At 61.0% G+C, this 20,013-nt stretch carries 14 protein-coding genes; 8 read left to right on the top strand and 6 right to left on the bottom strand.

What is annotated here, in order from left to right; translation table 11 throughout:
• Window positions 1-45: 45 nt before the first annotated feature.
• The 6 genes from IF189_RS03140 to IF189_RS03115 all read right to left on the bottom strand — a co-directional run bounded on the left by IF189_RS03140 (window position 46) and on the right by IF189_RS03115 (window position 12,684).
• Window positions 46-7,185 (bottom strand): TcdA/TcdB pore-forming domain-containing protein, encoded by a 7,140-nt coding sequence (locus IF189_RS03140; protein WP_192552797.1) that lies wholly within the window; start codon window positions 7,183-7,185, stop codon window positions 46-48.
• A 352-nt stretch (window positions 7,186-7,537) separates the two neighbouring features.
• Window positions 7,538-9,241, bottom strand: a complete 1,704-nt coding sequence (gene cobJ / locus IF189_RS03135) for a precorrin-3B C(17)-methyltransferase (RefSeq protein WP_134825335.1) — start codon at window positions 9,239-9,241, stop codon at window positions 7,538-7,540.
• Window positions 9,241-9,975, bottom strand: coding sequence for a precorrin-2 C(20)-methyltransferase (locus tag IF189_RS03130; RefSeq protein ID WP_413038512.1), 735 nt, complete (start codon window positions 9,973-9,975; stop codon window positions 9,241-9,243). The genes cobJ and IF189_RS03130 overlap by 1 nt, the downstream gene beginning before the upstream one ends.
• On the bottom strand, window positions 9,972-10,598 hold the full coding sequence (locus tag IF189_RS03125) for a precorrin-8X methylmutase (RefSeq protein WP_114881270.1): 627 nt from the start codon (window positions 10,596-10,598) through the stop codon (window positions 9,972-9,974). Before IF189_RS03125 ends, IF189_RS03130 begins: the two co-directional genes overlap by 4 nt.
• Window positions 10,591-11,904 (bottom strand): precorrin-3B synthase, encoded by a 1,314-nt coding sequence (cobG, locus tag IF189_RS03120; protein WP_276323652.1) that lies wholly within the window; start codon window positions 11,902-11,904, stop codon window positions 10,591-10,593. Before cobG ends, IF189_RS03125 begins: the two co-directional genes overlap by 8 nt.
• A 129-nt stretch (window positions 11,905-12,033) precedes the next feature.
• The gene (locus tag IF189_RS03115; RefSeq protein WP_134825333.1) at window positions 12,034-12,684 is read right to left on the bottom strand and encodes a hypothetical protein; all 651 of its coding nucleotides are present in this window, start codon (window positions 12,682-12,684) and stop codon (window positions 12,034-12,036) included.
• A 185-nt stretch (window positions 12,685-12,869) separates the two neighbouring features.
• Here IF189_RS03115 and cbiE point away from each other — a divergent pair, with 185 nt between their 5' ends.
• The 8 genes from cbiE (at window position 12,870) to IF189_RS03075 (ending at window position 19,977) form a co-directional block, all read left to right on the top strand.
• The gene (gene cbiE, locus IF189_RS03110; RefSeq protein ID WP_192552796.1) at window positions 12,870-14,081 is read left to right on the top strand and encodes a precorrin-6y C5,15-methyltransferase (decarboxylating) subunit CbiE; all 1,212 of its coding nucleotides are present in this window, start codon (window positions 12,870-12,872) and stop codon (window positions 14,079-14,081) included.
• The gene (locus IF189_RS03105; RefSeq protein ID WP_192552795.1) at window positions 14,074-15,171 is read left to right on the top strand and encodes a cobalt-precorrin-5B (C(1))-methyltransferase; all 1,098 of its coding nucleotides are present in this window, start codon (window positions 14,074-14,076) and stop codon (window positions 15,169-15,171) included. The genes cbiE and IF189_RS03105 overlap by 8 nt, the downstream gene beginning before the upstream one ends.
• Window positions 15,168-15,896 (top strand): cobalt-precorrin-6A reductase, encoded by a 729-nt coding sequence (locus IF189_RS03100; RefSeq protein ID WP_134825330.1) that lies wholly within the window; start codon window positions 15,168-15,170, stop codon window positions 15,894-15,896. The genes IF189_RS03105 and IF189_RS03100 overlap by 4 nt, the downstream gene beginning before the upstream one ends.
• Before the next feature lie 128 nt (window positions 15,897-16,024).
• Window positions 16,025-16,336, top strand: coding sequence for a hypothetical protein (locus IF189_RS03095; RefSeq protein ID WP_134825329.1), 312 nt, complete (start codon window positions 16,025-16,027; stop codon window positions 16,334-16,336).
• A gap of 47 nt (window positions 16,337-16,383) precedes the next feature.
• The gene (locus tag IF189_RS03090; protein WP_119429399.1) at window positions 16,384-16,785 is read left to right on the top strand and encodes a DUF2946 domain-containing protein; all 402 of its coding nucleotides are present in this window, start codon (window positions 16,384-16,386) and stop codon (window positions 16,783-16,785) included.
• A gap of 48 nt (window positions 16,786-16,833) precedes the next feature.
• Entirely contained in the window at window positions 16,834-17,313 is a 480-nt protein-coding gene (locus IF189_RS03085; RefSeq protein WP_085711213.1) for a copper chaperone PCu(A)C, read from the top strand.
• A 21-nt stretch (window positions 17,314-17,334) separates the two neighbouring features.
• Complete coding sequence (locus IF189_RS03080; RefSeq protein ID WP_192552794.1) at window positions 17,335-17,772, top strand: DUF2946 domain-containing protein; 438 nt, start codon at window positions 17,335-17,337, stop codon at window positions 17,770-17,772.
• 84 nt (window positions 17,773-17,856) lie between these two features.
• Window positions 17,857-19,977 (top strand): TonB-dependent copper receptor, encoded by a 2,121-nt coding sequence (locus IF189_RS03075; protein ID WP_134825327.1) that lies wholly within the window; start codon window positions 17,857-17,859, stop codon window positions 19,975-19,977.
• Window positions 19,978-20,013 lie beyond the last annotated feature (36 nt).

The raw sequence follows: 20,013 nt of genomic DNA, 5'->3' as shown, positions 1-20,013 counted from the left end.
CGACGGCAACGTCGGCGGTCTTTTTTCGTCAGTGCCCGTAATGCTTCAACCTGCAGGCTCGACGGCTTTCTTCGCGTTTGCCTGCTCGATCAGCGCTTTCAACGTCACGCCGTCGACACCCTCCTTTTGCTCCCTTGACCCTCGCACCAGTTTCGACACCTGGCACGGGCTCAGTCCCTTGACCTCAAGCATGGCATCACCGCGCAACAGCGGGTCATTCCCCCCTGCATTTCGAACCAGTACACAGTGCTCACTGTCGGGGTCGATGATCACCAGATGATCGTCGACCATCGCCACCTCAAGCTTTTGCGGATTGGCCGGAGTCCAGATCAGGCGGCTCATGACCGATGGACGATCCCCCAGCGGATAACGACAGTCGACCACCAGCGAGTCGAGCTTGCGCATGAGCACCTCGGACAGCTGCCATCTCATCGAACCACGCCCCACCCGCAGAACCAGCGTGCGCACATCGTCCGGAACCAGTGGCAGAAGATCGTAGGCATCCAGCTGCCCTTCGACCACCAGCACATCACCCGTGCGCCGGACATAATCCAGTGGTTTGATCTGACGACGGCTCGGGTAGCTCTGAACAACTAGCTCCTGCGGTTCATGAAGCAGGATTTCCGTATGTCGACGGGTTCCAAGCAGCTCGAAATCCTCCGGCAGATCGGCAGCGGGAATCTGGATCAGCCGTGCGCTGTCGGCGATGTACCACTGAACACTGGCATCCTGTGCAGCGACGGAAATAAATGGACGATGCGCCTCCTTCGCCAGCAAGGCCTGCAAGTTGCCGATCAGATTGTCGCCATGGGCTGCCAGCCAATCGTGCTGCACGCCAATGATCTGCGGTGGTTCCCGATGCTCCAGTTGCACCACCACCCCTTCCTGCGTCGTACCCACCAGTCCGGTTCCCTCGACCCGCACATCGACATAACGCTGTACAGCCCACTGTCGCTCCGGTTTGGGAAGCAACGAGGCCTGCAACAATTGCGCGCCCTTTCCGAAGGCCTGTTCGAGTTGCTCTTTATCGATAAAGGTCTGGCACCAGATCTCGCCGCTCCCGGGCTCGAACAGCCACGCCGACTGCTTGTCCGGCGCCATGCCGAGCAAACGGACCTGCGTCTGCTGCGCCTCACACAGTAATAAGCGGTCGTCCACGAACCACGCGTGCAAGCGCCCCTCGCCCCCGGCATCGGCTACACCGACAATCAGGAACTGTTCAACGTTGTATTTCCGGGCGACACCTTCAAGCGACAGCCACCATAGCTCTCGCCCCTTGAGCCATGATTCGGTCAGCCCGACAAAGCGAACTTCACCGTCAACGCCGATTTCGAACGACATTCCGTCCTCTGTCCGCGCCTGGTAACCCTTGTAGTCGGTCGTGACCTGCTTCAAACCGACAGGGTCCACCCAGCGGTGCGACCATTGGCTCCGCTCCTGCGTCCCGGTCCGCCGCAGCCGGCAAAGTCTCTGGAACTGACGGTCGTAGATGACAAACACGTCGCAGTCATCGGCCAGCGTCAGCAGCATCAGTTCATTCAGGTTCTGGATAGAGTCAGACCAACCTCGGGCATGGTGACGGCGCGGTACCGGACGCACGATCAGGTTGTCACGGGTACGAATCCAGGCCATATCCCGGCTACGTAGCTCAATCGTCCAGCAGATTGAAACATAAGGCGCAAACTGCCAGTCGATCGTTGCATAGCCGTTGTCGGCAGAGTCCGGCTTGCGTACCACCCACTGACCCAGTATTAGAGCCCAGTCAGTCAGGGGCGCTCTGTTGTCGAGCAATGAATCGAATGTCGGCTCAAGTGCACGGGTGACTGAACTCAGCCACAGCTCACCTTCGTGAATCAGGTAGTTGAGACGTTCGAACATGCCGTCCTCATGGACATACTCCTGCACCACATGCACGACTCCCTGAGCATCGGCCTCAACGCTACGAATCGTGCTGGTACCCGTAAGTCGCAACATCAAACGATAACGATGACTGATCAGCCCCGTGTCGACATCGACCTGGCAGATATCGAATGCGTCCGGATCATGGAAAAACGCCGAGCCACCGACCACCGCCGACAGCCGACCCTCATCGTAGAGCACATCATCGTTGCGGATGTAGAGAATCCGGTCCTGCGCAGCGTCGTACCAACCGTTGGTGTAACGCGGCGCCTTGATGTTCTCGAACGGAATCAGATAATTGTGTATGGGCGTATAGCGCAGCGCCAATCGATGAGCCCGTGCCAGCGCTTGCAGATGGTCTTGCAGAAGCTGGTCGTCCAGTCCTTCGGGCGCGGTTTCTTGCAGTAAGTCCAATTGATACCGTTTGTCGTCGGAGACCCGGAAGAGCCGGCCATTTTCGATCAACAGTGAAATCGTCGGTGCAGTAGCCGCCGTCACCTTGAACTGGCTGCCCTTGACACTGAACCGCCCGTCACCGCCGAACACAATGTCCCGCTCGCCTGCCCAGGGAGCGACGATGACCCAGCGATTCTGTTGCACACCCACTGACACCAGCTCAACGTTCACGCCGGGGTTGAGCACCAGCGTGCAGGTGCCTCCTCCACCCTCGATCCGATAGCTGATTTGCTCGTGCCAGGGCTTTGGAATCACCGGCACGACCAGTTTGCGTGCCTGCCCATCTAGCGTGACGCTGATCTCGGTCGGCCGATAGTCCGGGTACATACGATGGACGATGAAGTGGCTGGGGAACGAGTAGAACGAAAACAGGAACAACCATTGACCATCCGCTTTCTTCTTCTCCAGACGCCGGGCGATGTCGAAGCCCTTGTCGTGGCGCTGCGATGAGAACGGCAGGATCTGGTACTCGTAGCGGTAACAGGTAAGCGGCGTACACGGCAGGACAATGGTTTGTTCGGCCGGAGAAGCGAACGTCATCTCGGCCGGGTAGCCCAGTTCGTTGCTGAGGTGGATGGCCCGTGAGTAGTCGACATCGAAATCCGGAACGCCGAAATGATCGCGCAGCGGATACAGACGGGAACTGTCGAGCAACAGTTTGCCGTTACTCAAATCCATACCCGTGATAATCAATGACGGTTGCGGTAACCAGGCCCCCTGCTTACCGCTGTATTGGTATCCGGCACTCTGGTGCGCCTGCTCCAGATCCGCGAAAAACAGCCCGATCGCTTTTGCTTCTTCTGCGATGGTTGCGAAGTTCTGCGCCAATGCCGTCACACCGACCGCCAACCCTCCCAGAATCACTCCGGCACCTCCCAGCACTGCCGCAGCCGTTCCCGCCCCCGCGACTGCGGCGCCAAATCCGGCGCCGGTCAGAACCAGACTGCTGGCGTCAAAGGTGAGCTGGGTTGCGAAAGTGGCAATCTCGACATCGTTACGGGCATTCGCCAACTGATAGATATCAAAGCCGACATTGGCCAGCCCCAGCACGGCACCCACCCCCTCGTTGGCCACATGCCCGGCCACAGCGCCGAGCGTACTGCCTGTCAACGGCTCAAGCGCTTCACCGACCACCTGTGCACTGGTGCGGGCAATCAGTTTCTCATCGCGCAACGCGGCTTTCACCAGACCGATAAGTCCTGCCACATCGACTACGTTGCCATGCACCAGTTGTGCGTAGTTGACGTAGGCATGCCACTGCACTGCAGTGGTCAATGTACGATCTTCGCCTTCACGCCCGCGCAACGCATTCATCAGCGCCTGCACCGCGAACCCGGCATTGAGTGTGTGCACTGCGGCGGCATCGGTCGGATCCACCACAGCACCGACTTGACGCTTGCGTCCCAGGGTCGAAAACATCTCTGTCAGGTAATTCCTGATTCGCAGCAGGCTTTCGTCCCGACTGGTGACCTTGGCTACCAGATCACCACTCTGCGGATCGATCATGCCCACCCGATAGCCTCCCTCGGGCGTCACCTCCAGCGAATCGAACAACGGCACCAGTGGCTTCGCCGAATCATGGCCTTCCTGCAAGCGCGAAGTCGCGCCGGCGATCTGCTCCGCCCACCAGTCATTGTCTGCCGACAGCAGTGCACTGCCCAGGTGCGAATTATCCATCAGCGATCGCCCGTGAGCACTGTTTACCCGCTGGCGAACGGGCCTGAACGGTTTGCCTGGCAGCGGCTCATCCCTGAGCAACCCGGCCACCGTGAAGCTTCTCGACAGATCCAGAGATGCCACTTGCTCACCCTGAACATCGATCAGATCGAACTGCGGCTTGCCAGCCTTGCCATATACGGCGTAATGCTGAGCCATGTCCGTGTCCTGGAAGAATTTCTTCAGGGCCATTCTGAAAATCGCGGGGCTGTCGAATTCGAACAGGCCGAAGTTCGGATCGTAGAAGTGATAGACGTCTGCTGCCCCGTTTACTGTTCGGGCGACCAGCATCGAGTGGTTGTCCGAGTTGAGCATCAAGGTCCGGGGGCCGGCGGAGTCCTCAAGGGTCGCAACTACCTTGTCCAGATCGACCCGCCCCAGGCTCGTGCCCACTTCTGCGACGTTCACGCCACGCATTTCCTCCAGTGCACCGAGAAATGCAGCCGAGTCCGATTGCTCCGGCTCAAGTACCGCGAGGAAAAACCGCTCGCGTAACCGGCGGGTCGCTACGTCGCCTCGCGTGAGGGCAGCACTCATTGCCAACACCAGCGGAAAGCAGCGCCCGGCTGCGGTATCACCCGGCCCGTGCATCAACAGATCCTGAGGCACCAGTTTGGCGGTTCCGGCCTCAAACTGATTGAGCACCTGCTCCACCCGCTCCTGCACCCTTTCACGGTGCTCCTGAGTGGCGAGCCGCTGGATCTGCGCCACCTGGCGCCCCCAGTCAAACAGCGTCACGGCGTTGGCCAGCGCGTGTTTTTTCAGGCTCAGGGCGGTGACCGAGTTCGCCGGCAAGCCATCCTCCGCACTCGCCATCCCCGCCAGGAACGCGGGTGCCCGATGCTGATAGAGATGCTGTTCGATGACCGCGTAACGCCCGGACGCCCCGCGCTCGCTGACGCTGTTGATCAGATTGTCCAGCGCACTGCTCAGGGTGGAAAAGCTCTGACTGTCCAGTGACTCGGCGCCAAGCACTGCTCCAAGGGTCAAACGCTGCAATGGGTTGAGCTGTTCGAGTTGCCAGGAACCGGCACCCAGACCGATCAAGAGTTCATCCAGCGCAAGATTTTGCGCGAGCTGTTTTTTGGGGAATGACGGTGCTCGCTGGCGGGTGTCCTGATTGCGGATGGCCTGACGATCATCGAAGCTCAGCGGCAACCTTTCAGCAAACACGACCGGGCCGTCGTGGCCGCTCATCATCGCCTTGATAAACGCTTCACCGAGGCGTTCGGCCATGCGCTGCAACAGCTCGGTATTCAGAACATGACGTCCTTCGATGAGCGGCCAGCCGAGTTCGAATTCGACGGTCGAGTGTTTCAGCAGCTCTTCGATGTTGCCGGCGTAGCGGGTCTTGTACCGACCGCCGCGCCAGTTCTTTTTCTCGGTCTCCACCCACTTGTCAAAGTCGGTTTCATTGTCTTTCCAGGAGTGATCCTGCTCCTCTTCGGTCGAGTAATTGACTGTCGTCAGGGGATCTATTGCCATCTCCGCACGAGAAGCTTCTGCGCCGCGAGACGTTAACAAAGCCTTTTCGAAATCACTCGTACCGTCCTTGATGCCGACCGGCCCGGTCAAATAGATCGTTCCCTCACCTTGCGGGCGGATGCCGTCGTTGTGGTAATTGGCGGCAGCGTCCGCAAGAAAGGCGGCGAAAATCGACTCCATGGCTGGCAGGTCAATGAAGGGCCCGTAGGCTTTTTCCAGCACCTCGTTCGCCAGTGCAGACATCACCTCTGAATCTTCAAGTCTGACGCCTTTCTGAACGGCCAGTCGGGCAGTGTCTTCAACCAACCGATAATTGAACCGGAAGCGATCAAGCACGGACTCTATGACCTTCGAACCGGGATGGGCCACCATGAAGGCATTGCTGATCGTGGAACCCACAGACACCGCCCTTAATGCGTAAGGTCGGGCGAGAAGGTCCTGGGGAGGCTGGAACACTTGAATGAGGCTTGGCCGGCTGCTGGCGAACGCTTGCAGTTTTGAACGATGCTGTTCTGGAATCTGCACCGTGTAATCGGTGTATCGAGTGCGCACTGCTTCGCGGCCAGGCATCCAGTGGGGATTGTGATCCAGCAGCAACTGCAACACGCCCAGTCGCGCATCGCTGGTGAAGCCGCTGATGTCGACTCCACCGATCTCTCGCAGTAACGGAGGCAAGTTATCGACATCGGAATAAATACCGCCTTCCGGATGCAAGACTTCAACTCTGACAATGTCTGACGCTGCGGCGAAGTTGCCGCGCAGACGCATTTCGCGTTCGTAGATATCTCGCAACTGCAAAGGTGTTTCAGCAGCCGCCAGGTCGCGCACTCGCAAGCCACTATCAAGCAAGGCCGACACACTTTCACGATTTCGGCTCCTCAGCTGTTGTAAATCCTCTGCGTTTTGCCCATAAGCACGCGCCAGCAAATGAGTTCTCGCGCCATCGGCCGATTCGCCACGAGCAGTTGCATCATTGATGTAGTCGTACATCTGTTGTTTCAGAACAATGACGCGGGCGACATACGATTCACCCAGTACCCGCTCAGACATACTGTCGCCCCCCCCCTGCAACATCGCATCCGCTTTGGCGGCCTCGACTATCAAACGGTTGGTTTGATGGGCCAGTAGCGCATCGCTGTCGTACCAGAGATTGATTGTGTAATCGTGCCCTGCCAGTACCTGTTTCCATATATTGATGTAATCACGCTGTATATCTCCGATGCCGCCTCCGACCCAGACAAAGTGCAGTATCTTCGGCACCTGCGTCGCCGGAGTCTTCATCAGTTCGACGCCGTATTGCAGTCGCGTTTCGAAATCATGCACTCTTCCAAGGATCTGCGTCAGACCGGGCGCCGCCTCTTCATCGGGGCCTGGCGCGGGATCCTGCTCCACTTCGCGGCGTACACGATGCTGCACCAACGCTCCCAGCGCCTGCCTGAACAGTGCCAGCGGGTGCTGCAACCGGGGTGAATCTAGCAAACCGATGCAGGCAAAGTAATAACGGAAAACGGCGTCATATTGATGGGTATTTTTGTAGGGCAAGAGTGCCTGCTCAAGATCCGTCAGCTTAAACAGACTGACAAACTTCCAATTTAGGCCATCGACCGCCTTCAACTTCATATCTTGCATAAACTACCTTCCTTGAAAAACCCGATTACATACGCACGAAAAAGTTCACAAACAGTTACTCAACCAAAAAGAGCAACGCCTTTTCCGGACAAGTCGAAATGGTGAATAAATCGAGAAAAAACCTTTCAAGCAAAACTAGTACAACACCTCTCCAAAGACAAAAGCGAAGCCATTCAAACAATGTCAGCCGAAACATCCGACAACACCAATAAAACATTTATTACTTTAACCAAATACAAACCAGCAGAACTTTCCCGCACAAAAAAAAGAAAGGCCGCAAACTTTCATTCGCGGCCTTTCTTTTTTTGTATGGGGTCATAAGCGGTTGCAACAATTGGCAACTACACCGTTATCAACTGACCGGTTTTTCCCCGTACCAACGCGGCGTATACACCCACTCACCGCCCTCGCTGCGAGGGAACGTGCAGGTGGTTGACGAACCGATCAGCACCATCGTGCGCATGTCCACCTGATCCGGTGCCAATGCGCCGAGTGTCGTCACCCGCAGCGTCTGTCCCGGACGACCGATATCACGCCCCAGCACCACTGGTGTTTGCGGCGCACGGTGCAGCGCGACGATTTCCAGCGCTCGCCCCAGTTGCCACGGACGGGCGCGGGAGATCGGGTTGTAGAAGGCCAGCGCCAGATCGGCCTCGGCGGCCAGATCCAGACGCTTTTCGATGATCGACCAAGGCTTGAGGTTATCCGACAGGGACATCACGCAGAAGTCGTGACCCAGCGGTGCACCGGCCTGAGCAGCGGTGGCCAGCGAGGCGGAGACACCCGGAAGTATCTCCAGATCGACGCTGTGCCACGCCGGATCCGTCGACTCGTGCAATGCCTCAAGCACCGCCGCCGCCATGGCAAACACGCCCGGATCACCGGAAGAAACCACGATCACCGAACGGCCCTGAGCAGCCAGTCTGAAAGCATGCCGAGCACGCTGCATTTCTTCGCGGTTATCGGTGCAGTGCTGCACCTGATCGTCGCGGAACGGACCGGCCATGCGCACGTAGGTTTCGTAACCCAGCACATCGGTAGCACGGGCCAGTTCTGCTTTCACCGCTGGCACCATCAACTCTGCGGCACCCGGGCCGAGGCCGATGACGGCCAGACGACCGCGCGGACGACCGACCTGCGAAACGTCCAACGGCCGTTCGGCCACGGCGATGGCAAGGTCGTGGGCTGTTGTGATGATTCGAGCGTCGGGGACTGCATCGCGAGCCAGTTCACCGATGGCACTTGCCGGTGCAACAAAGCGCAGCGGTACCGCCAGCTCAAGCGCGGCTTCACGCAATGCCGGGCTGGCCATCTGAACATCAGCCGCCACCAGACAGGCCAGCGATTGAATCGCCACACCGGCCTGCAGCAACGCATCGCGAATCGTACCTGGCAGATCGGGCACGTCTGAACCGACCGCCACCGCCACGCTGCGCGGATAAATCAGCAGCTCACTGGCGCTCGCCACGCGAGCATCGCTGCCCACATGAATCGAGCGCTGTGCCTGTGGATCTTCCGGCAGCTGCGCCTGCTCAAGCCACGGCGCCTCGCCATCAATGCGCACGCTGTGACCGGCGAGCAAGTCGGAGACAAAGCGTTTGCCCTGCTCCAGATCGCCGAGGGCATAACCGCCGGGCGGGTTGAGCAGGCAGGTGCCGAAGCGCAACTCGCCACTGGTGGTGATCGCCGCCGCCACTTCAAGCGCAGCCGCCATCTCACGGGCCATGACATTCACCCCACCCAGGCCGCCAAGCAGCGGCACTACGGCACTGCCGTCTTCAGCCACGGCGAGCACCGGCGGCTCGACGCCTTTCTCCAGCAACAGCGGCGCCAGTGTACGGATGACAATGCCGGCCGCGCACAGGGCAATGATCGGCGTGTCCTGCTGATACAGCTCGCGCAGGGTTGCGCCGAATTCGCTGTAAGTCAGGTCGACACCTTCGACGCGTCCTTTCAGTCCGTGAATCTGCGCGCCCGGATAGACCTGCTGAAGGCGACGGGCCGTGGCCAGCGCGCCTTGGCCGAGGATGACAATGGCCGGTGTGGAGTGAGTCATCAGCCTTGCCACCGTTCGCCAGGAACAATGATCAGCGAGAAGTACGGCGACGACATCGGCTCGACCTCGTCCAGCGGCACGATCTTCTGGTTGGCCATGGTCGCGCGCTCGACGTACAGCGCGCGCTCGGCCAGGCCCAACTCTGCCAACACGTCACGCACTTTAGGGAAATTGCGCCCCAGCTTCATGATCACCGCCGCATCGGCATCCGCCAGTCGGCGCTTCAGCTCATCGTGAGGCAGCACACCGGACAGCACCGACAGGCTCTGATTGCGATACACCAGCGGCGCGCCCAGTACCGAAGCACCACCGAGCATCGAGCAGACGCCCGGCACCACTTCGGCTTCGTAACGGCTGGCGAGGCGATCATGCAGGTACATGTAGGAGCCGTAGAAGAACGGATCACCCTCGCAAATCACCGCCACGTCGCGACCGGCATCCAGATGCGCAGCCACTTCCTCTGCCGCGTCATCGTAGAAATTGCTGATCACCTGTTCGTAGGACAGCGGCGCCGGCAGCACTTCGGTAGTCACCGGGTACACCAGCGGCAGCAGATTCTGCGCGTCCTGCAGGTGCGCCTCGATGATGCCGAACGCGTTGCCCTTCTTGCCCTTGGCCACGAAATACGCCACCACCGGCGACTCGCGTAGCAGGCGCAGGGCCTTGACGGTAATCAGTTCCGGATCACCGGGGCCGACGCCCAGGCCGATCAAACGTCCTTTGGCCTGCATCATTCGATCTCCGTGGCGAGTGCATTGACTGCAGCGGCGGCCATGGCGCTGCCGCCGAGCCGACCTTGCATGATCACGAACGGCACACCACGGCTGTTGGCGGCCAGTTCGGCCTTGGATTCGGCAGCACCGACGAAGCCCACCGGGAAGCCGAGGATCAGCGCCGGTTTCGGGGCGCCGGCGTCGAGCATTTCCAGCAGATAAAACAGCGCAGTCGGCGCATTGCCGATCACAACCACGCTGCCTTCCAGATGCGGACGCCACAGTTCCAGCGCTGCTGCCGAGCGAGTATTGCCCAGCTCGCGCGCCAGCTCCGGCACGCTGTCGTCGCGCAGGGTGCAGATCACCTCGTTGTTGGCCGGCAGGCGCGCACGGGTCACGCCTTCGGAAACCATCCGCGCATCGCACAGAATCGGCGCGCCCGCAGCCAGCGCATCGCGCCCGGCCTTGCCCGCGCCTTCGGAGAATTGCAGCCCGTCGATGGCCTCGACCATGCCGCAGGCGTGGATCACCCGCACCGCGAGTTTTTCCAGGTCGGCCGGGATGCGCGAGAGGTTGGCCTCGCTGCGAATGATCGCGAAGGAGTTGCGATAGATCTCCTGACCGTCGCGGATGTAATCAAGCATCAAGGGGGCTCCGTGAGCGGGCGGCGAGCAGGGTCGCGGCCGCTTCGATAGTAAGGTTGTGAGCGTGCAGCGCGCCGAAACCGGGCTGTGCTGCATCGCGAAAATAGAGATCGTAATGACCGGGAGCGACCGCCAGCAAAGTCACTGCAGCCCGGTGTGCAGCGGCGCAGGAGCGCGGGCAGCCGGACAGGTGCACATCCACGGCGTGTGGCAACAGCGTAGCCAGAAGCCGGGCATCGTGTTTGGTGTCGGCCAGGCCTTTGCCGCAACCGTTGGAGCCGGTGCAGGCGATCAGGTGTGAAAGCGGATCTTCGGTTCGGGTCAGCAGGTTCAGCTTGCCCAGAACATCGAGCATTTGAACCGCGTCGGTTTCCCGCACATTGGGCAGTAACAGACTTTGCCATGGGGTGAAACGCAGGCTGCCATCGCCAAAGGTTCTGGCCAGTTGCGCGGCGCCACGCAGCATGGCCGGATCGAGGCGGCCGAGCGCCGGTGCGGCACCGACATACACTTGACCTGCTGTTTGCTGAGGATCGATGCCGAGGTGCAAACCTTCCGGCACTGCTTCACGCTGCCACTCGCCGACGATTTGCAGACTGATCCGCTGACCGAGCTTTTCCAGGAACACCGGCGCCGGGCATTCATCCAGCAGATGACGCATCCGCGTCTGCTCCGGTCGGGCCAGTTCGAGGAACAATTCCAGCACCGCGACCACCAGCGCATGTCCGTCCGCAAGCGCCACAGCGGCCAGCGGTCGATCCGTCGGACAACCCGCCAGACCGAACGCCAGCAGCGTGTCGCCGCAATCATCGAATGCCGACAACCACAGATCATGAGGATGTTCGAGCATCGCCAGCGCTTCACCGCCATCCAGTTGCACGGCGAACTTGGCGCTCAGCTCATGGAAGCGCGGATGGCTTTGCAAGGTTTCCAGGATTTCCCCGGCCAATGGACGGGTATCGAAGCGCATCTGTCGGTCGATGCCGGCAGCCGGGCTGAGCATCAGGTTGCGCACGTCGTCGCCCGCGGCGGTTCGCGGCCCGAGACCGGCGGCCAGCAGGCTGTCGATCAGCGCGGCGGACTGGTCGCCGATGCCGCGGATCTGCAGATTGCCACGGTTGGTCGCTTCGATAGCCCCGCCGGCAAATCGCTCGGCGGCATTGGCCACCGCATCGGCCTGATCGGCCGTGATCGAACCGCCATCGAGCTTGATCCGGCAGATACCGCCATCCAGCGCCTGGACGATACGCAGCAACCCCGGGCAGGCCGAGGGGCGTATGGCAGTGGTTAGAGGACGTTCGTTCAAGGGATGACCGGCTGACGGGCAGCGCCAGGATGGGCGAAAGGTCGCCATTATGCCTGCTTTGCCCGACAGCATGAAAATGCCTGCCGGTCGGAATAATCATGAACGCCCGATATTCTGTCCCCTCGACGGCTATATTTCGTAATGAGCAAAGTCGAACGACATCCCTTTTATTGCCTTTTCCACCAATGGCCGACGAACTTCGATCGCGCGACGGCTCATCGACACGCGTCGAGCCCGGATATCCAGTTGACTCATTGGCTGATGAACTTTCCAGAACAGGTAACTGGTCGTCAGTGTGGACTTGATGAACCTGACATTGGTAATGACAAGTTCCATATCTCCGTTCGCGTTATAACTGACGGGGATCAGTTTGAAATCGAAGGCCTTTCCGCTCAGTCCCCTGATTGTTTTCAGCAGATCAACCTCCGCTTCCAGACTCGACAATCCCGAATTCACACCACTGACCTGTTCAGGGCTGAGCCAGGGTCTTGCCAGTTTCATCCACACCTCGCCGACAGTTCCCGAAAAATTCGGCTGGACGTATTCGATATCCATCTCGTCCTTCTTCCAGAAATACGAATACAGCAGGTCGGCGAAATAATCGATCCAGGGCCCGGGTTGCGTATTGCTGTTGTACTGTTTATCCGCTTCTTTCTTTGCGATGTAAGTACAGTTCAATGCGAAGTCATAATCTTCTTTCGATTGCCCTCCTACCCCTGTCAGCAAAATATCCCCTACCAGCGTCGCATGATGGGTGAGCGTTCCTGTTTTCAAATTCATATCCCTATGTCTTCCTGCCAATCCTGGCTTTTGTTTGAGTTGATCGGAACCATAACAAACACACCCAATCCGACAATTCCTGTTCAACGACAGGAAGTTTCCGGGATCGGCAACAGACCAGCGCGAGAGAACAGCCGCCGCGTTATCATGCAGCCTTGGTACGCGCGCACGAATTGAGGAACGGCATGACGGTCTGGCTGACAGTAGTGGGAATCGGTGAAGACGGCTTCAAGGGCCTGGGCAAAAATGCCCGGCGTGCCTTGATGGGCGCCTCGCGGATCATCGGCGGTCAGCGTCAGCTGGATCTGTTGCCGGTGTGCATCCGTGGCGAGCGCCAGCTGTGGCCGAGCCCGTTTTCCCTGGCCCCGGTGATCGAGCGTCGCGGCGAAGCGGTGTGCGTGCTGGCCAGCGGTGATCCGATGTTCTACGGCGTTGGCGCAAGCCTGGCGCGGCAGGTGCCGGGGGCCGAGATGCTGGTTCTGCCGGCGCCGTCCTCCTGCTCGCTGGCGGCCGCCCGGCTGGGCTGGCCGTTGCAGGAGGTCAGCATTCTTTCGCTGGTGGCCCGCCCGCTGGCGGCCCTCAATGGTCAGTTGTCCAGCGGCGTGCGCCTGTTGCTGCTGAGCAATGACGGGCAGAGCCCGGCCGCCGTTGCGGCATTGCTGCGCGAACGCGGGTTCGGCGCCAGTCGCCTGAGTGTTCTGGAACATCTGTGCGGCAGCGCCGAACGCCGGATCGATGGCACCGCCAACGACTGGAACAACCCGGTCATTGCCGATCTCAACGTGATCGCCATCGAGTGCCTCGCCGATCCGCAGACACCGCGCCTGTCGCGCCTCGCCGGTCTTCCGGACTCGGCCTTCCAGCACGACGGACAACTGACCAAACGCGACGTGCGCGCCATCACCCTCGCCCGCCTCGCGCCGACACCCGGCGAACTGCTGTGGGACGTCGGCGCCGGCAGCGGTTCGATCGGCATCGAATGGATGCGCGCTCACCCGAGTTGCCGCGCCCTGGCCATCGAGGCCGACGATGGTCGCCAGCAACTGATCGAACACAACCGCGACGCACTGGGCGTACCCGGCCTGCAATTGATCCGTGGCAGTGCCCCGCAGGCCCTCGGCGGGCTGGAACGTCCGGACGCGATTTTCATCGGCGGCGGCGTGACCCGTGAAGGCGTGCTGGAAACCTGCTGGGAACAACTCAAACCCGGCGGCCGACTGGTGGCCAACGCCGTAACCCTGCAAAGCGAAATGACCTTGATGAGCTGGCGCGAACGCCACGGCGGCGAACTGACCCGCATCCACATCGCCCAGGCGCAACCGCTGGGCGAGTTCGACACCTGGCGTCAGGCCCTGCCGATCACCCTGCTTGATCTGGTCAAACCCCTCGATGCGTGACGAAACCGCCGAACAACCCGCGCCCCTGCGCAGCGGCCTGACCACCGGCAGTTGCGCCACGGCCACCAGCCTCGCCGCCGCACGCCTGCTGCTCGGCGGAGTGGTGGCGGATGCCGTGCAGATCGTGTTGCCCAAGGGCAAGCAGGTGCAGATGCGTCTGGAGTTCTGTCGGCTGACCGAGAACGGCGCCGAAGCCGGAACCATCAAGGACGCCGGCGACGACCCGGACGTGACGCACGGCGCCCTGCTCTACTCCCGCGTGCAGTTGATGGCCGAGCCGGGCATCCGCTTCATCGCCGGCAAAGGCGTCGGCACCGTCACTCGGCCGGGGCTGGTGCTGGGTGTCGGCGAACCAGCGATCAACCCGGTGCCGCGCAAGATGATCAGCGATCACCTGACCCTGCTCGCCGAAGAATCCGGCTATCGCGGCGGCTTCGAGGTGACGGTCAATGTCGAGGGCGGCGAAGCCCTGGCACTGAAAACCATGAATCCGCGCCTGGGCATTCTCGGCGGGCTGTCGATCCTCGGCACCAGCGGCATCGTCCGGCCGTTTTCCTGCGCAGCGTACATCGCCTCGATCCATCAAGGCATCGACGTGGCGAAAACCAACGGCTACCTGCACATCGCCGCCTGCACCGGCAACGCCAGCGAAGACACCATGCGCCGGGTCTACGACCTGCCGGAAATCGCCCTGATCGAAATGGGCGACTTCGTCGGCGCCGTGCTCAAGCACCTGCGCAAAGTGCCTGTGGATAAACTCAGCCTGTGCGGCGGCTTCGGCAAGATCAGCAAACTGGCGGCCGGGCACATGGATCTGCACTCGCGCCATTCGAGCATCGACCTGCCGCAACTGGCCGAATGGGCCGCAGCGATTGGCGCCGACGACACCTTGCAGCAAGCCATTCGCGGGGCGAATACCAGTCAGCAGGCGTTGGCGATGGCTAGTGCGGCGGGCGTTGCGCTGGGTGATGAGGTCTGCCGTCATGCCCTGGAATTCGCACGCAGCGTGGTGCCCGCGCAGGTGCAGGTCGAGGTGTTTGCGATTGATCGTCAGGGCGGTATCGTCGGCCATGCGGGGGCTTTTGCATGAAACGGATTCTGTTGCTGGGCGGCGTGACTGAAGCCTTGGCCATCGCGCGCACTTTGGGTCCGGAGCACATTTACAGCCTGGCCGGAGTGGGCCGGGTGCCGACCGACCTGACGTGTCAGGTCCGCGTCGGCGGTTACGGCGGTGCCGAGGGGCTGGCGCAGTTCATTCGTGATGAAGGCATCACGCTTTTGCTCGACGCAACCCATCCGTACGCCGCACAAATCAGCCACAACGCCGCCACCGCTGCACAACTCACCGGCATCCCCTGCTGGGCCCTGCGCCGCCCGGCGTGGCAACCACAGCCGGGCGATGACTGGCGCGAAGTCGCCGACTGGGCGGAACTGATCACCGCTCTCGCCCCCTTCCGCCGTCCCTTGTTCACTCTCGGCCGCGAACCGCTGCAACACCTCGATGAAATCCCCGCGCACCAGTTCTGGACCCTGCGCGCCCTCGACATCTACCCCGGCAACGAACGCTGCGAAGTCATCGGCGCCCGTGGGCCGTTTCTGCTGGAAGATGAGCGAGCGCTGTTCGAACGGCGGCAGATCGACGTGCTGATCAGCAAGAACAGCGGCAGCACCGCAACCGAGCCGAAGCTGGAAGTGGCGCGGGCGCTTGGGGTGCCGGTGATGGTGTTGAAGCGGCCGGTGTTGGCGGGGGTTGATCGGGAGCTTTGGACGATTGATGAAGCCATCGCTGCCCTAACGGCCGAAGTCCGACCGTGAAAAACAAAAAGCTCAAGTCCTACTGAGTGCTAGGACACTGCCCACAAGAATTTAAAGATTCGCTGACTATCTGCGTGAGCTGCCCAGGCTTACGTTTAGCGTTTCATCGAATTTGTGAGCACGTTCCAATGACCGGAAAATTCACCCGCTTCGACATCAAGGACTTTCTCCACACGCCTGCTGAACTGGTGCACTACGTCAAGGCATGTTCGGAACTGGACTCAGGCGATGGGCGATTCAACCGCGTGGCGCTCCGAGACTATAAGCAGACCATCCGATTGAGAATTCAATCTGATCCGGATTTCGCACAGGCATTGCGAATCGAAGCCGCTACACTCTTTCATAACGGCGAGACGCAACTGGCAAGCATGCTGCTCGCACAATTGCATGTAGCGCTGCGACACCAAACCGCACGACGCTTTTTTACTTATCGGCCCTGATCAGGCTAAATAGCCGCGCCTGATCGCCCACCCTACGGACCTGTCCCATGAACCGACACCGGCTCGCATTTGCCTGGATCGCCTGCTTCGCAGTGCTGTTCAACATGCTCGCCATGCCGTTGACGGGAGCGATGGCGCAGGCGGCGCAGACGCCGGCCGAGCAGTTGCTGTGGAGCAGTTTCTGCACCGGCAGCGGCACGAAGATGGTGGCGATCGACATCGGCGGCCTCGATCAGAAAGCGCCGCAGAGCGGTGACAATCACTCGACCATGCAGCATTGCTGGTGCTGTTCCGGATCGGCGCCGGTGGTGGCGTTGCCGGGGCATTCGCCGCAGCTGTATTTCGCCCGATACGAAAGCAATCGCAGTGTGGCGCCCGCCTTGCTGCAAACCCCGACACCGCGCCAGCAATGGCCGAGCCTCAATCCCCGCGCTTCCCCTCTGGTTTGATTTGTTCCCGCATTTGACCTGCGTTTCAAATCGTTCTGGAGAACTGCCATGTTGAACAAATTCATCGTCATCGCTGCGCTGTTGCTACCTGCGTGCTTCGCCCATGCCCACGAATACAAGGCCGGCGAGCTGGAAATCGCCCACCCGTGGTCGCAGGAACTGCCGCCGAACGCACCGACCGTTGCCGCGTATTTCATCATTCACAACGGTGGCAAAACCGCTGACCGCCTGCTGAGTGTCGACTCGCCCATCGCTTCAAAAGCCGAACTGCACGAACACGTGATGCAGGGTGATCTGATGAAGATGCAACAGGTGCCGAACGTGGCCATCCCGGCCGGCGAGAACGTGACTTTCGCACCGATGGCCTATCACGTGATGCTGATGAATCCGACCGACCGCAGCCTGCTGACCGACGGCAAGCGCTTCCCGCTGACGATGCACTTCGAGAAGGCCGGTGACGTGACCGTCGAAGTCGCCGTGCAGAAGAAACCACCGCAGGACATGCCGGAACACGCGCACGCCCAATAACCGTTCCGGCAGACTCCGCCCGTGCGCCCGCGCAGCGCCAGGTCGTCCGTGCAACGCCGTCAGACCGAACACCTGACACGCGGCAGCTGGATCGCCCTGTTCGCCATGTTGATGATTTTCATCGGCCCGCTGATTTCTCAGTCGATGCCGATGGATCAGCACGCCTCGACATCCATGCCAATGAGCATGTCGATGGACATGGCGGGCATGGATCATTCCGCGCATGAGGCAAAACCCTCGGCCGAACACTGCCCGCCGCAATCCTCGCACCACGTGCTGTGGGAAAAATGCGGTTATTGCAGCCTGCTGTTCAACTGCCCCGCACTGACCGGCGGCGGTTTCGCCACGTTCAGCATCCCCCACGTCAATACGTTCACCACGCCCTCCCCACGTCTGGGTCATGCCCGGCAGACGTTCTTCCCCGGCGCCCGCAGCCGCGCCCCGCCCGTCGCAGCGTAAACACCCACCTCTGATTGCACACGGTTGAGAAGACAGCTTCAGGCTGCCGGCCGTGTCGTTTACGACTGTTTGATGGAAATTGTCATGTCCAGGTTTTCTGCTGTCCCACGCTCGGGTTCTGCCCCGGCGTCCTTCGCCCTGAACGAATCGCGCATCCGTTTCAGGCACGCTACCGCCGTCCTTTGCGGCGTCCTGCTGTCCCCGCTGGTCCATGCCGATGAACATGCCGGCCACACAGAGGAACTGAGCCCGACGGTGATCACCGCCATCGCCCCGAGTTCGCCGTTGACCATCGTCACCAACCCGAAAGACCCGCGCCAACCGGTGCCCGCCAGCGATGGCGGCGACTATCTGAAGACCATTCCCGGCTTCGCCCTGGTGCGCAACGGCGGCACCAACGGCGATCCGGTACTGCGCGGCATGTTCGGTTCGCGCCTGAACATCCTCACTAACGGCAGCATGATGCTCGGCGCCTGCCCCGGCCGGATGGACGCGCCGACCTCGTACATCTCGCCCGAGACCTACGACAAACTCACCGTGATCAAAGGCCCGCAAACCGTGCTCTACGGACCGGGTGCATCCGCCGGCACGATCCTCTTCGACCGTGAACCGGAAAGCTTCGGCGAACTCGGCACCCGGGTGAACGCCAGCGTGCTGGCCGGCTCCAACGGGCGCTTCGACAAAGTCGTCGATGCGGCGGCCGGCGGCCCGCTGGGTTACGTGCGGGTGATCGGCAACACCGCACACTCCGACGACTACCGCGACGGCAATAACGACACCGTCGCCTCGCGCTATGACAAGTGGAACGGCGACGTGGCGCTGGGCTGGACCCCGGACGCCGACACCCTGATCGAACTCACCGCCGGCAAGGGCGACGGCGAGGCGCGCTACGCCGGACGCGGCATGGACGGCTCGCAATTCCTGCGCGAAAGCCTCGGCCTGCGTTTCGAGAAATCCAACATCACCGACGTGCTGGAGAAGCTCGAAGCCCAGGTCTACTACAACTACGCCGACCACGTGATGGACAACTACACCCTGCGCACGCCGTCCGGCACCGGGATGATGGCAGGTCCCATGGCGTCCAACGTCGACCGCCGCACCCTCGGCGCGCGGATCAAGGCCACCTGGCGCTGGGCCGATATCCAGCTGATCACCGGCCTCGATGCGCAGACCAACGAACACCGTCAGCGCAGCGGCATGGGCATCGATACCTACAAGGATCAGCCGTACACCAAGGACGCTGACTTCCATAACTACGGTGTGTTCAGCGAGATGACCTGGTACGCCGCCGATCGCGACCGACTGATCACTGGCGCCCGGGTCGACCGTGCCTCGGCCAAGGATTATCGGCAAAAGACCGGCTCGGGAATGATGTCCCGCCCGAATCCGACTGCCGGCGATACCCGCGCCGACACCCTGCCGAGCGGCTTCGTGCGTTACGAGCATGACCTGGCCGACAGCCCGACCACGCTCTACGCCGGCCTCGGCCACGCGCAGCGGTTCCCGGATTACTGGGAGCTGTTTTCGCCCAAGTCCGGCCCGGCGGGTTCGGTCAATGCGTTCGATTCGATCAAACCGGAAAAGACCACCCAGCTCGACTTCGGCGTGAACTACAAGGACGCCGACCTCGAAGCCTGGGCCTCGGGCTACATCGGCGTGGTGCGCGACTACATCCTGTTCGACTACACCCCGACGATGATGGGCATGAGCACCTCCCGCGCCGAGAACATCGACGCGCGGATCATGGGCGGTGAACTCGGTGCAGCCTACAAGCTCACCGACAACTGGAAAGCCGATGCGACCCTGGCCTACGCCTGGGGCAAGAACAGCAGCGACGGCAAGGCCCTGCCGCAGATGCCGCCGCTGGATGCACGTTTCGGCCTGACCTACAGCGAAGACAACTGGAGCGCCGGCGCACTGTGGAGGGTGGTTGCCGCGCAAAACCGGATCGACCAGAACAAGGGCAACGTGGTCGGCAAGGATTACGACAAGAGTTCGGGCTTCGGCGTGTTCTCGCTCAACGGTGCCTACCGGATCAACAAAAACTGGAAGGTCAGTACCGGCGTCGACAACCTGTTCGGCAAGGCTTACGCCGAACACTTGAACCTGGCGGGCAACGCAGGGTTCGGCTACCCGGCCAACGACCCGCAAGCCATCAACGAGCCGGGGCGCACGTTCTGGACCAAGGTGGACATGAGTTTCTAACCCTCAAGGGCACTCGCTCTCCTTGAGGGAGCGAGT

Source organism: Pseudomonas sp. IzPS59, from assembly GCF_014863505.1.
GTDB classification, from domain to species: Bacteria; Pseudomonadota; Gammaproteobacteria; order Pseudomonadales; family Pseudomonadaceae; genus Aquipseudomonas; species Aquipseudomonas kribbensis.
This window is presented reverse-complemented; position numbering and strand designations above follow the sequence as displayed.

Bases quoted from the DNA above. Each gene is read 5' to 3' on its own strand.
- IF189_RS03140 (WP_192552797.1), bottom strand. From the start codon at position 7,185: ATGCAAGATATGAAGTTGAAGGCGGTCGATGGCCTAAATTGGAAGTTT.
- cobJ (WP_134825335.1), bottom strand. From the start codon at position 9,241: ATGACTCACTCCACACCGGCCATTGTCATCCTCGGCCAAGGCGCGCTG.
- IF189_RS03130 (WP_413038512.1), bottom strand. From the start codon at position 9,975: ATGATGCAGGCCAAAGGACGTTTGATCGGCCTGGGCGTCGGCCCCGGT.
- IF189_RS03125 (WP_114881270.1), bottom strand. From the start codon at position 10,598: ATGCTTGATTACATCCGCGACGGTCAGGAGATCTATCGCAACTCCTTC.
- IF189_RS03115 (WP_134825333.1), bottom strand. From the start codon at position 12,684: ATGAATTTGAAAACAGGAACGCTCACCCATCATGCGACGCTGGTAGGG.
- cbiE (WP_192552796.1), top strand. From the start codon at position 12,870: ATGACGGTCTGGCTGACAGTAGTGGGAATCGGTGAAGACGGCTTCAAG.
- IF189_RS03105 (WP_192552795.1), top strand. From the start codon at position 14,074: ATGCGTGACGAAACCGCCGAACAACCCGCGCCCCTGCGCAGCGGCCTG.
- IF189_RS03100 (WP_134825330.1), top strand. From the start codon at position 15,168: ATGAAACGGATTCTGTTGCTGGGCGGCGTGACTGAAGCCTTGGCCATC.
- IF189_RS03095 (WP_134825329.1), top strand. From the start codon at position 16,025: ATGACCGGAAAATTCACCCGCTTCGACATCAAGGACTTTCTCCACACG.
- IF189_RS03090 (WP_119429399.1), top strand. From the start codon at position 16,384: ATGAACCGACACCGGCTCGCATTTGCCTGGATCGCCTGCTTCGCAGTG.
- IF189_RS03085 (WP_085711213.1), top strand. From the start codon at position 16,834: ATGTTGAACAAATTCATCGTCATCGCTGCGCTGTTGCTACCTGCGTGC.
- IF189_RS03075 (WP_134825327.1), top strand. From the start codon at position 17,857: ATGTCCAGGTTTTCTGCTGTCCCACGCTCGGGTTCTGCCCCGGCGTCC.